The sequence below is a fragment of the Brevundimonas sp. Bb-A genome, assembly GCF_009394735.1.
GTDB lineage: Bacteria > Pseudomonadota > Alphaproteobacteria > Caulobacterales > Caulobacteraceae > Brevundimonas > Brevundimonas aurantiaca.
Map to the genome: position 1 here is coordinate 1,861,871 of NZ_CP045456.1, position 15,087 is coordinate 1,876,957.

The following is a 15,087-nucleotide window of genomic DNA, read 5'->3' on the forward strand; positions in this document are numbered from 1 at the left end:
TGGCCTCGTGCGGGGGCTTCGTCTGGATGGTCTGGACCCTGGCCTTCAGCGTCACCGCCTGAAATCGGACACATCGGCCGACAGTCCGACTGTCGGTTTTCAACAGATCAAAGACTTAGGCGGAGGTTTCGGACAGATCGGACAGTTCGGACACTGTTTTTTCCACGACCGGCCCAAGCCTCTATCCACAGCCGGGGCCGGGATCGCCCGCCTCTGGGGCGGTTTGCGGTGTCTCCGCGCGCGACGATGTGAGACTCGGTCCAAGATGGCGTATGCGCCCCTGATCGGCGACGCGAGAGGCGGAAGGTGCAGTGAGCGAAACGGTGAACAGTCAGGGCTTCGTCCATCTGCGGGTCCGCTCGGCCTATTCCCTGCTGGAGGGCGCGATCAAGGCCGGTAAGCTGGGCAAGATGGCGGCCGAGGCGGGCATGCCGGCGGTGGCGATCACGGACCGGTCCAACCTGTTCGGCGCCCTGGAGTTCAGCCAGTCCACCAAGGACGCCGGGGTTCAGCCCATCGTCGGCTGCGCCCTTCCGGTCCTGGGGATCGGCGGTCAGCAGGCCGTGCGCTGGGCCAAGACGCCGACGGTGGTTCTGCTGGTCCAGAACGAGACGGGCTGGCGCAATCTGTGCGCCCTGTCCTCGGCGGCCTATCTGGAGGCCGGCGAGATGGCCGAGCCGGGCGTGGCCTGGAGCATGGTGGCGGCCCGCTCCGAAGGCCTGATCCTGCTGTCGGGCGGCCCCGACGGCCCGGTCGACCCCTTGTTCGCCCAGGGCAAGTCCGGGGAGGGCGCCGCCGCCCTGGCGACGATGAAGTCCGTCTTCGGCGACCGTTTCTATGTCGAGCTTCAGCGCCACGGCCTGGAAGACGAGCGGCGGGCCGAGCCGGGTCTGGTCCAGTGGGCCTATGACAATGACGCGCCCCTGGTCGCCACCAACGACGTCTATTACGCCAAGGCGGCCCAGGCGAAGTCCCACGACGCCCTGTTGTGCATCGCCGACGGCGCCTTCACCGGCCAGGAGGACCGCCGCCGGATCACCGGCGAACACTGGTTCAAGTCGGCCGAGGCCATGCGCGACCTGTTCGCCGACCTGCCCGAGGCTTGCGACAACACCATCGACATCGCTCGGCGCTGCGCCTTCCTGGTCAAGACCCATGCCCCCATCCTGCCGCGCTTCGACACCGGGGCGGGGCGGTCCGAGGCCGACGAACTGGCCCACCAGGCGCGCGAGGGGCTGAAGCTCCGTCTTCAGCAGATCCCGCCCGCCGTGCCGGAGGAAGACTACTGGACCCGGCTGGAATGGGAGGTCGGCATCATCCAGCAGATGGGCTTCCCCGGCTACTTCCTGATCGTGTCGGACTTCATCAAATGGGCCAAGGAGCACGGCATCCCGGTGGGGCCGGGGCGGGGCTCCGGGGCGGGGTCGCTGGTCGCCTGGTCCCTGACCATCACCGATCTGGACCCCTTGCGGTTCGGCCTGCTGTTCGAACGGTTCTTGAACCCCGAACGGGTCTCCATGCCCGACTTCGACATCGACTTCTGCCAGGAGCGGCGCGAAGAGGTGATCGACTATGTCCAGGCCCATTACGGCAAGGACCGGGTGGCCCAGATCATCACCTTCGGCACGCTTCAGGCCCGGGCCGTGCTGCGGGACGTCGGTCGGGTGCTGCAGATGCCGTTGGGGCAGGTGGACCGGCTCTGCAAGATGGTGCCGAACAATCCGGCCAATCCCGTCACCCTGGCCCAGGCCATCGATCTGGAGCCGCGCCTGAAGGAGGCGAGGGACGCCGAACCGGCGGTTCGCACCCTGCTGGAGACGGCGCTGGAGCTGGAGGGGCTGTACCGCAACGCCTCGACCCACGCCGCCGGCATCGTCATCGGCGACCGCCCCCTGGTCGAGCTGGTGCCCCTGTACCAGGACCCCCGCTCCACCATTCCGGCCAGCCAGTTCAACATGAAGTGGGTCGAGCCGGCCGGCCTGGTCAAGTTCGACTTCCTGGGCCTGAAGACCCTGACGACCCTGGATCGGGCGCACGGCTATCTGTCCCGGCGCGGCGCCGCCCCGGTCTGGAACCAGCTGCCGCTGGACGACGCCAAGACCTATGAGCTGATGGCTTCGGGCCAGACGGTCGGCGTGTTCCAGCTGGAATCCCAGGGCATGCGCGACACCCTGCGCAAGATGCGCTGCGGCTCCATCGAGGAGATCACCGCCCTGATCTCCCTCTATCGGCCGGGGCCGATGGAGATGATCGACACCTATATCGACCGGAAGTTCGGCCGGGCCGAGGTCGACTATCTGCACCCCAGCCTGAAAGAGGTGCTGACCGAGACCTATGGCGTCATCATCTACCAGGAACAGGTGATGAAGATCGCCCAGATCCTGGCGGGCTACAGCCTGGGCGAGGCCGACCTGCTGCGTCGCGCCATGGGCAAGAAGAAGAAGGAGGAGATGGACTTTCAGCGGGCGCGCTTCATCAAGGGCGCTCTGGAGAAATCTGTCCCCGAGAGCCAGTCGGGCTCCATCTTCGACCTGGTGGCCAAGTTCGCCGGCTACGGCTTCAACAAGTCGCACGCCGCCGCCTACGCCCTGATCTCCTTCCAGACGGGCTGGCTGAAAGCCAATCATCCGGTCGAATTCTTCGCCGCGTCCATGAGCCTGGACCTGTCGAACACCGACAAGCTGGCGGTCTTCTATCAGGACGCCAAACGGTTCGACGTGCCGGTGCTGCCGCCCGACATCAACCGCTCCTCGGCCGACTTTGACGTGGCTTGGGAGGAGGGGCGGGGGTCTGTCCTCTATGCGCTCGGCGCCATCCGCAATGTGGGGCTGGAGGCCATGCGGCACGTCATCGAGGTGCGCGAGACCGGCGGCCGCTTCGCCGACATCTTCGACTTTCTGGAGCGGGTCGATCCGCGCAGCGTCAACAAGCGGGCGCTGGAAGGCCTGGCCAAGGCCGGCGCCTTCGACAGCATCCATCCCAACCGGCGTCAGCTGGTCGAACAGGCCGACGTCCTGATGGCCTATTGCCAGAGCGTGGCGGCCGAGCGCGCCTCGTCCCAGGTCAGTCTGTTCGGCGCCGACCAGGCCCATGTCGGACGGCCCCGTCTGAAGAGCGTCGAGCCCTGGGTCGGGCCCGAGCGGCTGGACCACGAACTGTCGGCGGTGGGCTTCTACCTGTCCGGCCACCCGCTGGACGAAATGAGTTCGGCCCTGAAGCGCAAGCGCGTCACCTTCGTCGCCGAGGCCATTCCCCTGGCCGAAGGGGGGCATGAAGCCTTCCAGATGGCCGGGGTGGTGCGTCGCCGGCAAGAGCGCGCCAGCGCCCGCACCGGCGAGAAGTTCGCCTTCGTCACCTTCTCCGATCCGACGGGCGAGTTTGAATGTCTGTTCCCGCCCGAACAGCTGCGCAAATGCCGCGAGGTGCTGGAGCCCGGCGCCACCGTCATGGTGCGCGTGCGCGCCAAGGCGTCCGAGGGCGAGGTGCGGTTCTTCGGCGACGACGCCAGCCAGATGGACAATCTGCTGGATGACGCCAACATCGGCCTGCGGATCCACGTCTCGGCCCGCAGCGCCGACGCCGAGGCCCTGAAGACTCGTCTGGAGCGGGCCCGATCCGGCGCCATCGGCAAGGGCGGAGAGATCGCCCTGGTCGCTTCGCTGGACGGTCGTCAGGAGGTCGAGATCAAACTGCCCGGCCGTTATCGTCTGGACGGCGCCCTGCGCGGCGCTCTGAAGTCCGCGCCCGGCGTCCTGATGCTGGAGGACGCCTGATGTCGGCTTGCGGTCTGATCCTCGCCCTGAGTCTGGCGGGGGCCGATCCTTCGGGCGCTCCGCCCCTCCAGCCGATCACCGCCTCAAGGAGCCAGACCATGTCCCACGCCGTCGGAACCTTCGAGGTTCAGATCACGCCGATCGCTCCAGACGCCGATGCGCCCGGCGGCGCGCCAGGCCGGATGCGTTTGGCCAAGACCTTTCACGGGGATCTGCAGGGCGAGGGCGCGGGCGAGATGCTGGGGCTGCTCAAGGACGGCTCGGGCGCCTATGTCGCCATGGAGCGGGTGTCCGGCGTTCTGGAGGGGCGACGCGGCGCCTTCGCCCTGGTCCATCGGGGCGTCATGGAGGCGGGCGCTCAGGATCTTCTGATCACCATCGTCCCCGGTTCCGGCGAAGGCGAACTGGCTGGGATTGCGGGCGTCTTTCATCTGAAGATCGAGGGCGGCGTCCACCGCTACGAGCTGGAATACAGCCTGCCCTGAGGCCGCCATATACAGCCAAGCCTATGGCAAAGCTTGTGAATTTTCGGAACCTCACAGCGGCGGGGCGGGTTTTGGCAGTCCATAGGGAGACTGTTCCATGAAAAATCTCGTTCTCGCTGGCGCCGCGTCGCTGGCTCTTCTCGCGGCCTGTAACCAAGGCGGTGACACTGCGGCCCAGAACACCGGCGAAGCCGTGAACGCCACCCAGGACGCGACGTCCGGCATGGTGGGCCAGACTTCGGCGGCCACCCTGGGCGCCAATACGGTGGACGGCTTCGTCACCAATCTGGCGGTCGGCAACATGTATGAGATCGAGGCCGCCAAGATCGCCCAGGCCAAGTCGAACAACGCCGACGTCAAGGCCCTGGCCGCCATGATCGAGAAGGATCACATGGCCGCGGGCGACAAGCTGAAATCGACGGCTGCGACGGCTGCGCCGGACGTGACCGTGCCGACCATGCTGGACCAGCGCCGCCAGGGTCTGATCGACAATCTGAACGCCGCCGCCCCGGACGACTTCAACAAGGTCTATCTGGACCAGCAGGTCGCGGCCCATAACGAAACCCTGACCCTGTTGAACGGCTTCTCCGACAACAGCGACGCCCCGGCCCTGGCCAACCTGGCGCGGGAGATGATCCCGACCATCACCACCCACCGCGACCGGGCTCAGGCCTTGGTCAACGGCATGTAAGACGGTCCTAGGATCGCAGGTGGAAGGGCGGCTCTTGACGGGGCCGCCCTTCGTCCTGTTCACGCGGCGCTTGCTATTGCGGGCCATCCCGACTACATGGCCCCCGCACTTCGCAACGCGGGCGAGGCGCGGTTCGGGGAGACATCCCGCTCCGCTCCATTCCGAGGGTCTTTCAGACCTTTAATCCCCGCGCCACGTTAGATCGGAAAAAGGACTGAACGATCATGGCTCTGCCTGAATTCTCGATGCGCACCCTGCTGGAAGCGGGCGCCCACTTCGGCCACCAGACGCACCGCTGGAACCCGAAGATGGACCGCTACATCTTCGGCTCGCGCTCGAACATCCACATCATCGACCTGTCGCAGACGATGCCGCTGTTCCACCAGGCCCTGGTGGCGGTGCGCGACGTCGCCGCCAAGGGCGGCCGCGTCCTGTTCGTCGGCACCAAGCGCCAGGCCGCCGAGCCGGTCGCCGAAGCCGCCAAGCGCTGCGCCCAATACTATATGAACAACCGCTGGCTGGGCGGCACCCTGACCAACTGGCGCACCGTCTCGGGTTCGATCGCTCGTCTGCGCGAGCTGGAAACCATCCTGGCCAACGGCGGCGAAGGCCGGGTCAAGAAGGAGCTGCTGAACCTGCAGCGCGAGAAGGACAAGCTGGAACTGTCGCTGGGCGGCATCAAGGACATGGGCTCCATTCCGGACATCATGTTCGTGATCGACACCAACAAGGAAGCGATCGCGATCCAGGAAGCCCGCAAGCTGAACATCCCGATCATCGCCATCCTGGACACCAACTCGGACCCGGACGGCATCACCTATCCGGTGCCGGGCAATGACGACGCCGCCCGCGCCATCCAGACCTACTGCGACCTGATCGCCGACGCCGTCCTGGACGGTCTGGCCGCCGGCGCCTCGGCCTCGGGCATCGACCTGGGCGCCTCGGAAGCCCCGGTCGAGCCGATGCTGCGCGAAGCCTCGGCCCCGGCCGAAGCCGAGCCCGCTCCGGCCGGTACGGAAGCGGTCGCCGAAGAGCTGCTGGCCTCGGACGACGCCGCGGCCAATACGGCGGCTCTGGACGCGGTCGAGACCGAACAGGCTGCCGGCTGACGCCGGGCGGCCTTCAAGACGAGGGCCGTGCGTTGAACTGACACACGGCCGGGCTAAGTCAGCCCGGCCGTTACCACATACGAATCCCCCAAGGAGAAGAACATGGCCGAGATCACTGCCGCCCTCGTGAAGGAACTTCGCGAGCGTTCGGGCGTCGGCATGATGGACTGCAAGAAGGCCCTGCAGGAAAATGACGGCAATATCGAAGCCGCCATCGACTGGCTGCGCGCCAAGGGCCTGTCCAAGGCCGCCAAGAAGGCTGACCGCGTCGCCGCCGAAGGTCTGGTGGCCGTGGCGTCCAAGGAAGACGGCAAGGGCGAAGTCGCCGCCGCCATCGAGTTCAATGCGGAAACCGACTTCGTCGCCCGCAACGAACTGTTCCAGAACGCCGCCAAGGCCTTCGCCCAGCTGGGCCTTGAGCACCACACGGTCGAGGCCCTGCACGGCGCCGAGCTGGAAGCCGGCAAGACGGTCCAGGACGAGGTGACCAACCTGATCGCCACCGTCGGCGAAAACATGCAGCTGCGCCGCGCCGCCCGCCTGTCTGTGTCGCAAGGCGTGGTCGCGACCTATGTCCACAACGCCGTTTCTCCGGGCGTCGGCCGCATCGGCGTTCTGGTGGCGCTGGAAGGCGAGGGCGACAAGACCGCCCTGCGCGACCTGGGCCGCAAGATCGCCATGCACGTCGCCGCCACGGCGCCGCTGTCGCTGAACACCGACGATCTGGACCCGGCCGCCATCGAAAAGGAACGCGCCGTCCTGATCGAAAAGGCCAAGGAAGAGGGTCGTCCCGAAGCCATGATCGACAAGATCGTGGAAGGCCAGATCAACAAGTTCCAGAAGGACGTGGTGCTGACCAAGCAGCCGTTCGTGATGGATCCGGACGTGACCATCGAACAGCTGGTCGCCAACTCGGCCAAGGAACTGGGCTCGTCCAACCTGCACCTGGCGGGCTTTGTCCGCCTGGCTCTGGGCGAGGGCGTGGAGAAGGTCGAAGGACCCGATTTCGCGTCGGAAGTCGCCTCCATGATGGGCGGCGCCTAAGACCCTTTCCCTCATTCGTGAGGGTTTTGTATCAGAGGGGCGCGTTCGGCTTTGAAGGCCGGCGCGCCCTTCGTCTATAAGAAGTCGCCTGATTCAACGGCGCCGCAGACAACGGACCACACCGCATGCCCGACGCCCCGTCGAACTTCCGCTACAAGCGCGTCCTGCTCAAGGTGTCCGGCGAGGTGCTGATGGGCGACCAGGCGTTCGGCGTGGACATGAAGACGGTGGACACGGTCGCCAAGGCCGTGGCGCAGGTAGCGGCCGAGGGTGTGGAAATCTGTCTGGTGATCGGCGGGGGCAACATCTTCCGCGGCCTGTCCAAGGCGGCGGCGGGGATGGAGCGGGCCCAGGCCGACTATATGGGCATGCTGGCTACCATCATGAACGCCCTGGCCATGCAGTCGGCGCTGGAGAAGATCGGCGTCTCGACCCGGGTGCAGAGCGCCATTCCGATGGCCGCCATCGCCGAACCCTACATTCGCCGCCGCGCCCTGCGTCATCTGGAAAAGGGCCGGGTGGTGATCTTCGCCGCCGGGGTGGGCGCGCCCTTCTTCACCACCGATTCCGGCGCGGCCCTGCGCGCCGCCGAAATGGGCTGCGACGCCCTCTTGAAGGGCACCAGCGTGGACGGCGTCTATACGGCCGATCCCAAGAAGGACCCGACCGCGACCCGCTATGACACCCTGACCTATCAGGACGTTCTGGCCAAGGACCTGAGGGTGATGGACGCTTCCGCCATCGCCATGATGCGCGATACGGGCATCCCGATCGTCGTCTTCTCCATTCGCGAAGACGATTCCCTGCGCCGGACCCTGACGGGCGAGGGCACCTGCACGATCATCCAGGACCGCGGCTGATCGTTCGGACGACGAATAGAGACGAGAGAGACCAAGACCATGGCCAAGCCTGACGTGAAGACCTACCGCGACCGCATGGACAAGGCGGTCGCCGCCCTGAAGGAAGAGTTCAGCGGCCTGCGGACCGGACGCGCCAACGCCGGCCTCCTGGAGCCCGTGCGGGTCGAGGCCTATGGCTCGACCTCGCCGCTGACGGCCGTCGCGGCCATCAGCGTGCCCGAGCCGCGCATGATCACGGTCAATGTCTGGGACAAGGGGATGGTGGTCTCGGTCGAAAAGGCGATCCGCAACGCCAATCTGGGCCTGAACCCCATCGTCGACGGCCAGACCCTGCGTATTCCGATCCCGCCCCTGACGGAGGAACGCCGCAAGGACCTGGTCAAGCTGGCGGGCAAGTACGCCGAGCAGCAGAAGATCGCCGTTCGCAACGTCCGCCGCGACGCCAATGACGACTTCAAAAAGGCCGAAAAGGCCGGCGAGATCAGCCAGGACGAACAGAAGAAGCTGGAGACCGACGTCCAGAAGGAGACGGATGCGGCCATCAAGCGTATCGACGAAGCCTTGAAGACCAAGGAACAAGAGATCATGCAGGTCTGACGGACAGACCGGGCCTGATGGGATCGTAAGACAGATGACGGCAGACAGCGCCGCGCCTTCAGGCTCGCGTCCTCCCGCTGGACCGCGCCATGTCGCCATCATCATGGACGGCAACGGCCGCTGGGCGAAGGCGCGCGGGCTGCCGCGCGCCGTGGGCCATCGCGAGGGCGTCCAGGCCCTGAAGCGCACCATCCAGGCGGCGCCGGATCTGGGCATTCAGTGTCTGACCGTCTTCGGCTTTTCGACCGAGAACTGGAGCCGGCCGCCCGACGAGGTCTCGGACCTGATGGGGCTGGTGCGAACCTATGTGGCCAGCGATCTGGCCCGTCTGGAAAAGGCGGGCGTGCGCCTGAGGGTTCTGGGCCGTCGCGAGGGCCTTCCGGCCGACATCGCCGCCATCATCGAAAGGGCCGAGGCCCAGACCGCGCACAATGATCGGTTCCTGCTTCAGGTCGCCTTCAACTACGGCGGCCGTGCGGACCTCATCGACGCCGCCCGTCGCCATATGCAGCGGATGCTGGCCGGCGAGACGATCGAGCCGATCGGCGAGGCCGACATCACCGACGGCCTGGCCACGGCGGGTTCGCCGCCGCTGGACCTGATCATCCGCACCTCGGGCGAGCAGCGGCTGTCGAACTTCCTGCTGTGGGAAGCCGCCTATGCCGAACTGGTGTTTCAGGACGTCCTCTGGCCCGACTATGGACCGAAGGCGCTGGAGGAGGCGGTGCTGATCTTCCGGCAGCGCGAGCGCCGCTATGGCGGTCGTGCGGTCGAGCCTGCGCGCGTGTCGGCCTGATGGCGGTCAAGGGACGCGACATCGCCTTGCGGGCCGCCTCCGCCGCCGTCCTGGCGCCGGCGGCTGTGGCCGCGACCTGGATCGGCGGCGTCTGGTTCCTGGCCCTGATCACGGCCGCGAGCGTCGTTCTGGCCTTTGAATGGGCGGCGATGAGCGCCCCGCATGCGCGACGCCTGATCGGCGGGGCCGTCAGCCTGGGCGTGGTCGCCGCAGTGGTCAGCGCCTATTTCGGCGTCATGTCGGTCGCCTTCGTGATGTTGGTGTTCGGCGCCGCCGCCGCCGGCCTCTATGCGCGCAGCCGGGGGCAACAGGCCTTGGACGCCGCCTATGGGGTCCTGTATCTGGGCTGGCCGTCGGTCCTGCTGATCTGGTTGCGGGACGTGGACGCCACGGTCGGCCTGCATTGGACCGTGCTGGTCTTCGCCGTCGCCTGGTCGGCTGACATCCTGGCCTATCTGGCCGGATCGACCTTCGGCGGGCCCAAGCTGTGGCCCCGCTTTTCGCCCAACAAGACCTGGTCCGGCTTCGTCGGGGGCATCCTGGCGGGCGCCGTCGCCGGAGCCGTCATGACGGCCTGGTTCGACATGGGGCGGTTGACCGTCTTCTGGGGCGGCGTGCTGGGTCTTGCGGCCGCCCTGGCGACCATGGCGGGCGACCTGTGGGAATCGGGCCTGAAGCGGCGCTTCGGGGTGAAGGACGCGGGCAACACCATTCCCGGCCACGGCGGCCTGCTCGATCGGGTGGATGGGCTGATGTTCGCCGTCGTGGTCGTCGCCGTCGGACGGCTGATCGTTCTGATGGTCGAGCGGGGCGCGTCTTGATCCGCCGTCGCGTCTCCGTCCTGGGCTCTACGGGCTCGGTGGGTTCGTCCACCCTGGACCTGATGGACCAGGCCGAGGCGGGCGGAGCCGCCGCCTTTGAGGTCGAGGCCCTGACGGGCGGATCGAATATCGCCCGGCTGGCTGAACAGGCCCGGCGCTGGAAGCCGCGTGTGGCCGTGACCGCCGACGCCGCGCGTCTGGACGAGCTTCGCGACGCCCTGGCCGGCACGGACGTGGGGGCGGCGGCGGGAGAGGCGGCGGTCGTCGAGGCGGCGAGCCGTCCCGTCGACTGGGTCATGGCCTCCATCGTCGGGGCGGCGGGGCTGAAGTCGGCCTGGGCGGCGGCCGACACCGGCGCGACCCTGGCCCTGGCGAACAAGGAAAGCCTGGTCTGCTGCGGCGCGACCCTGATCGAGCGCGTGAACCGGGCGGGGGGACGTCTGATCCCGGTCGATTCCGAACATTCGGCCATCTTCCAGGTGTTTCCGGCCGAGGCGCCGGAGCGGGTGGCCAAGCTGGTGCTGACGGCCTCAGGCGGGCCCTTTCGCCAGACTCCGCGAGCCCAGATGATCGGGATCACGCCGGAACAGGCCGTGGCCCACCCCAACTGGAGCATGGGCGCCAAGATCTCGGTCGACAGCGCGACCATGGCCAACAAGGGGTTGGAGATGATCGAGGCGGCCTATCTGTTCGCCATGCCCGCCGATCGGATCGACGTCGTGGTCCACCCCGAATCGATCATCCACAGCCTTGTGGAATATGTGGATGGTTCGACCCTGGCCCAGATGGGCCCGCCGGACATGCGCACGCCGATCGCCTGCGCCCTGGCCTGGCCCGACCGGATCGCCTGGCCCGCGCCCAAGCTGGACCTGCCCGCGCTGGGGCGGCTGACGTTCGAAGCGCCGGATCTGGCGCGTTTTCCGGCCTTGGACCTGGCCCGTCAGGCCCTGAAGGCGGGCGGGGCGGCGCCGGCGGTGTTCAACGCCGCCAATGAGATGGCGGCCTTCGCCTTTCTTGACCGCAAGCTGGCCTTTCTCAATATTGCCGCAGTCGTCGCCGAAACCCTTGAGCGTGCGATGAAAGCGGGGATGGTGTTCGGCTCTGGAGACGCCTGCAGCGCGGCCCTTTCGGTCGATGCTGAGGCGCGACGGATCGCCGGATCCATTATCGCCGGACTGGCGAACGCGGCCTGATCGGCCAGGGGAGACGATTTACGATGCTGGGCGCCCTGGGTCAGATCCTGATCTATATCGTGCCGTTCCTGCTGGTGCTGACCTTCATCGTCACCATCCATGAACTGGGCCATTTCCTGGTCGCCCGCGCCTTCGGCGTGAAGGTGGATCGGTTCGCCATCGGCTTCGGCCGGGCGATCTTCAGCCGCACCGACCGCCAGGGGATCGAATGGCGGCTGGGTTGGATGCCGCTCGGCGGCTACGTCAAATTCTCCGGCGATCTGGATGCATCCAGCGTGCCCGATCAGGCTGGGCTGGCCGAACTGCGCCGACGCCTGGTCGCCCAGGGCGGTGCGGGGGCCGAACGCGACTACTTTCATTTCAAACCCGTCTGGCAGCGCGCCCTGATCGTCGTCGCCGGCCCGGCGGCCAACTTCATCCTGGCGATTTCGATCTTCACCCTGGTCTTCATGACCATCGGCACGCAGATCCGGCCGGCGCGGGTGGCCCAGATTCAGGCCGGTTCCCCCGCCGCCGCCGCCGGATTCCAGGTGGGCGACCTGATCACTGGGGTCAACGGCCGCACAGTGCGGGACGGGGGAGAGGTGACCCAGACGGTCATGCTGTCCACCGGCGACCCGGTTCGCTTCACCGTCGAGCGCGGCGCGCAGACGGTGGAACTGGTGGCGGTGCCGGAGCGCCGGGAAGAAAACGATCCGATCGCCGGCCGCATCAAGGTGGGTCGGATCGGCCTGGGGCTGGGCGCCAGCCGGGCCGATGTCCGCCATCTCCGCTATGGGCCGCTCGAGGCCGTGACCGAGGGGGTGCGTCAGACCGGCGAAATCATCGGCTCGACCCTGACCTATCTGGGGCGGCTGGTCACGGGTCGGGAGTCGGGCGATCAGTTCAGCGGACCGCTGGGGATCGCCAAGGCGACCGGCGCCCTGACCACGGCGGCGGTGGAGGCCGATCCCGCGCCTCAGGCGATGGCGCTCAACCTCCTTCTCACCCTGACAAGCTTCGCCGCCATACTTTCGATCGGAATCGGATTTCTAAATCTTTTGCCCATTCCGGTTCTGGACGGCGGCCACCTGCTTTTCTACGGCTATGAAGCCGTGGCGCGGCGACCCGTGGCGGCGCGGTATCAGGAGATGGGCTATCGCGCAGGTCTTGCGCTTCTGGCGGGATTTATGTTGTTCGCGACGTGGAACGACCTACAGAAGCTCAACCTCTTCCAATTCCTCGGCGGGCTCGTCTCGTGAGCCGACGCCAGCCCCCGATGGTTTTCAGAATGAACGACATGAAATCTCGCGCCGCCGTCCGACTGAGCGCCCGATCCAGCCTCCTGGCGCTGGCCGTGGCCGCGGGCTTTTCCGCTCCCGCCCTGGCTCAGTCGGCTCCGGCGCCCGCTGCCGAGGGCGCGGCCCCGCAACAGCCGCCGCGCGTCGAGGTCGCAGCGCCCCAGGCCCTGACCGTCAATCGGATCATCGTCCAGGGCGCCCAGCGGATCGACCAGACCACGGTCCTGTCCTATCTGCCGATCCGCCCCGGCGACACCGTTGACGCCGCCGTGCTGGACGTGGCCGTGCGCACCCTTTCGCGGACCGGCCTGTTCGCCGACGTGCAGTTGGGCGTGCAGAACGGCGATCTGATCGTTCAGATCGTCGAAAACCCGATCATCAACCAGGTGGTGTTCGAGGGGAACAGCGCCGTCTCTCAGGACAAGCTGACCAAGGAGGTCACCCTCCAGCCGCGTGGCATCTACACCCGCGCCAAGGTTCAGGAGGACGTCGGCTCCATCGTCGAGCTCTACCGCCTGCAAGGCCGGATATCCGCGACGGTCACGCCCAAGCTGGTTCAGTTGGAGCAGAACCGCGTCGATGTGATCTTCGAGATCAACGAAGGACCGCAGACCGGCATCAGCGCCATCAATGTCCTGGGCAACAAGGCCTTTTCGGACAACGACGTCCGCGACGTCATGGTGACGGAGCGGTCGCAGTGGTGGAAGTTCTTCTCCAACAACGACAATTACGATCCCAACCGCCTGGAGTACGACCAGGAGCAGCTGCGCAAATTCTACACCAACCGCGGCTATTACGACTTCCGCATCATTTCGTCGGTTGCGGAACTTCAGCCGGATAATCAGGCCTTCCAGATCACCCTGACGCTGAACGAAGGCGACAAGTACAACTTCGGCAAGATCGACGTGGTCACTCAGAACGACCGCCTCAACGCCCAGTTCCTGAAGGCCCTGGTCCCGATCCGCGAAGGCCAGCTGTACGAAAGCGACAAGATCGAACAGGCGGTCGACGCCTTGACCTTTGCGGCGGGATCGGCCGGCTACGCCTTCGTCGAGATCAATCCGACGTACCGCGCCAATCCCGACACCGATACGGTCGACGTCACCTTCAACGTCTCAGAAGGCCAGCGGGTCTACATCGACCGCATCAATGTGGTCGGCAACACCCGCACCATCGATCCCGTCATCCGGCGCGAGCTGATGCTGACCGAAGGCGACGCCTTCAACCGCGCCCTGATGGAACGGTCGCGCAACAATCTGCGCGCGCTGGGCTTCTTCAAGGACGTGACGATCGAAGAGACCCGCGGCAGCGCCCCGGACCGGAGCATCGTCAACGTCAACGTCCAGGAACAGCCCACCGGCGAACTTTCGGTCGGGGCCGGCTTCAGCTCGGTCGATTCCTTTACGGTGAACCTGGGCATTTCAGAGCGGAACTTCCGCGGTCGGGGCCAGAACGTCGTCGCCCGGCTGGAGTGGGGTTCGCTGCGTCAACAGGTCGATTTCCGCTTCACCGAGCCTAAATTCCTGGGTCGCGACCTGCGCGCGGGCTGGGACCTGTTCCACTCGCGCTATGACCTCAGCGAATACTCCTCCTACGACTACCGGTCGACCGGCGGCGGCCTGCGGCTGACCTATCCGCTGAACGGCAATATGTGGCTCAGCACCCGCTACTTCCTGAAGTCCGACGAAATCATCGTCCCGACCGGCTATTGCAACACCAGCGGCAGCGGCTCGTCGGCCCTGTGCGACCAGGTCGGCAGCTACATCAACTCGTCTGCGGGCTATACGCTTCAGATGAACTACACCAACGATCCGATCCGGCCGACGCGCGGCTGGTCCGGCTCCTTGCGTCAGGACTTCGCGGGCCTGGGCGGCGACGTCAACTATGTGAAGACCGAGGCGGACGCCGCCTGGTACTACGGCATCACCCCGCGCTGGATCGTCAGCCTTCAAGGCTCCACCGGCTATGTCAGCGGCTGGAACGGCGACCCGATCCGCATCAACGATCGCTTCTTCAAGGGCGGCAACAGCTTCCGCGGCTTCGAAACCGCCGGCATGGGGCCGCGCGACCTGGACACCACCGACGCCCTGGGGGGCAACTTCTACGCCATCGGCACCGTCGAACTGACCGTGCCCAACTATCTGCCCGAACAGTACGGCATCAAGACCTCCCTGTTCGCCGACGTCGGCACCCTGGGAGTTCTGGATGACCGCTATAAGCTGACCTCGACCGGTACGGTCGACACCACCATCGCCGACGAGCTGTCGCTGCGGGCTTCCGCCGGCGTCAGTATCCACTGGAAGTCGCCGATGGGCCCGATCCGGTTCGACATCTCAAAGGTCCTGTCCAAGGAAGACTACGACAAGACGGAATCCTTCCGCTTCTCGACCTCCACCCAATTCTAAGGAAGCGACGCAAAAAAGCGTTCGCAGAGGAAT

12 protein-coding genes are annotated in these 15,087 nt (G+C 66.4%); all 12 read left to right on the forward strand.

Annotated features, from left to right (window positions below; translation table 11 throughout):
* The first annotated feature begins 311 nt into the window (after positions 1 to 311).
* The 12 genes from dnaE to bamA all read left to right on the forward strand — a co-directional run bounded on the left by dnaE (position 312) and on the right by bamA (position 15,054).
* The gene (gene dnaE, locus BSP_RS09185; protein WP_152950080.1) at positions 312 to 3,773 is read left to right on the forward strand and encodes a DNA polymerase III subunit alpha; all 3,462 of its coding nucleotides are present in this window, start codon (positions 312 to 314) and stop codon (positions 3,771 to 3,773) included.
* Positions 3,773 to 4,258, forward strand: coding sequence for a DUF3224 domain-containing protein (locus tag BSP_RS09190; RefSeq protein ID WP_227975907.1), 486 nt, complete (start codon positions 3,773 to 3,775; stop codon positions 4,256 to 4,258). The genes dnaE and BSP_RS09190 overlap by 1 nt, the downstream gene beginning before the upstream one ends.
* Before the next feature lie 97 nt (positions 4,259 to 4,355).
* Complete coding sequence (locus BSP_RS09195) at positions 4,356 to 4,949, forward strand: DUF4142 domain-containing protein (protein WP_152950082.1); 594 nt, start codon at positions 4,356 to 4,358, stop codon at positions 4,947 to 4,949.
* A 224-nt stretch (positions 4,950 to 5,173) separates the two neighbouring features.
* Positions 5,174 to 6,058, forward strand: a complete 885-nt coding sequence (gene rpsB, locus BSP_RS09200; protein WP_054765553.1) for a 30S ribosomal protein S2 — start codon at positions 5,174 to 5,176, stop codon at positions 6,056 to 6,058.
* A gap of 102 nt (positions 6,059 to 6,160) precedes the next feature.
* Positions 6,161 to 7,102 (forward strand): translation elongation factor Ts, encoded by a 942-nt coding sequence (gene tsf, locus BSP_RS09205; protein ID WP_152950084.1) that lies wholly within the window; start codon positions 6,161 to 6,163, stop codon positions 7,100 to 7,102.
* Positions 7,103 to 7,227: 125 nt separating this feature from the next.
* Positions 7,228 to 7,962: a UMP kinase gene (pyrH, locus tag BSP_RS09210; protein WP_054765555.1), complete on the forward strand. Its 735-nt coding sequence runs from the start codon at positions 7,228 to 7,230 to the stop codon at positions 7,960 to 7,962.
* Positions 7,963 to 8,001: 39 nt separating this feature from the next.
* On the forward strand, positions 8,002 to 8,559 hold the full coding sequence (gene frr / locus BSP_RS09215) for a ribosome recycling factor (RefSeq protein WP_152950085.1): 558 nt from the start codon (positions 8,002 to 8,004) through the stop codon (positions 8,557 to 8,559).
* A 34-nt stretch (positions 8,560 to 8,593) separates the two neighbouring features.
* Positions 8,594 to 9,355 (forward strand): polyprenyl diphosphate synthase, encoded by a 762-nt coding sequence (gene uppS / locus BSP_RS09220; RefSeq protein ID WP_054765557.1) that lies wholly within the window; start codon positions 8,594 to 8,596, stop codon positions 9,353 to 9,355.
* A complete protein-coding gene (locus BSP_RS09225; RefSeq protein ID WP_054765558.1) occupies positions 9,355 to 10,176 on the forward strand; it encodes a CDP-archaeol synthase in 822 nt (273 codons plus the stop codon). Before uppS ends, BSP_RS09225 begins: the two co-directional genes overlap by 1 nt.
* Entirely contained in the window at positions 10,173 to 11,369 is a 1,197-nt protein-coding gene (gene dxr, locus BSP_RS09230) for a 1-deoxy-D-xylulose-5-phosphate reductoisomerase (protein WP_054765559.1), read from the forward strand. Before BSP_RS09225 ends, dxr begins: the two co-directional genes overlap by 4 nt.
* Positions 11,370 to 11,392: 23 nt before the next feature.
* A complete protein-coding gene (locus tag BSP_RS09235; protein ID WP_152950087.1) occupies positions 11,393 to 12,610 on the forward strand; it encodes an RIP metalloprotease in 1,218 nt (405 codons plus the stop codon).
* 29 nt (positions 12,611 to 12,639) lie between these two features.
* On the forward strand, positions 12,640 to 15,054 hold the full coding sequence (gene bamA, locus BSP_RS09240) for an outer membrane protein assembly factor BamA (protein WP_054765561.1): 2,415 nt from the start codon (positions 12,640 to 12,642) through the stop codon (positions 15,052 to 15,054).
* Positions 15,055 to 15,087 lie beyond the last annotated feature (33 nt).

Bases quoted from the DNA above. Each gene is read 5' to 3' on its own strand.
- BSP_RS09235 (WP_152950087.1), top strand. From the start codon at position 11,393: ATGCTGGGCGCCCTGGGTCAGATCCTGATCTATATCGTGCCGTTCCTG.
- pyrH (WP_054765555.1), top strand. From the start codon at position 7,228: ATGCCCGACGCCCCGTCGAACTTCCGCTACAAGCGCGTCCTGCTCAAG.
- tsf (WP_152950084.1), top strand. From the start codon at position 6,161: ATGGCCGAGATCACTGCCGCCCTCGTGAAGGAACTTCGCGAGCGTTCG.
- BSP_RS09190 (WP_227975907.1), top strand. From the start codon at position 3,773: ATGTCGGCTTGCGGTCTGATCCTCGCCCTGAGTCTGGCGGGGGCCGAT.
- BSP_RS09225 (WP_054765558.1), top strand. From the start codon at position 9,355: ATGGCGGTCAAGGGACGCGACATCGCCTTGCGGGCCGCCTCCGCCGCC.
- BSP_RS09195 (WP_152950082.1), top strand. From the start codon at position 4,356: ATGAAAAATCTCGTTCTCGCTGGCGCCGCGTCGCTGGCTCTTCTCGCG.
- bamA (WP_054765561.1), top strand. From the start codon at position 12,640: ATGAACGACATGAAATCTCGCGCCGCCGTCCGACTGAGCGCCCGATCC.
- rpsB (WP_054765553.1), top strand. From the start codon at position 5,174: ATGGCTCTGCCTGAATTCTCGATGCGCACCCTGCTGGAAGCGGGCGCC.
- uppS (WP_054765557.1), top strand. From the start codon at position 8,594: ATGACGGCAGACAGCGCCGCGCCTTCAGGCTCGCGTCCTCCCGCTGGA.
- frr (WP_152950085.1), top strand. From the start codon at position 8,002: ATGGCCAAGCCTGACGTGAAGACCTACCGCGACCGCATGGACAAGGCG.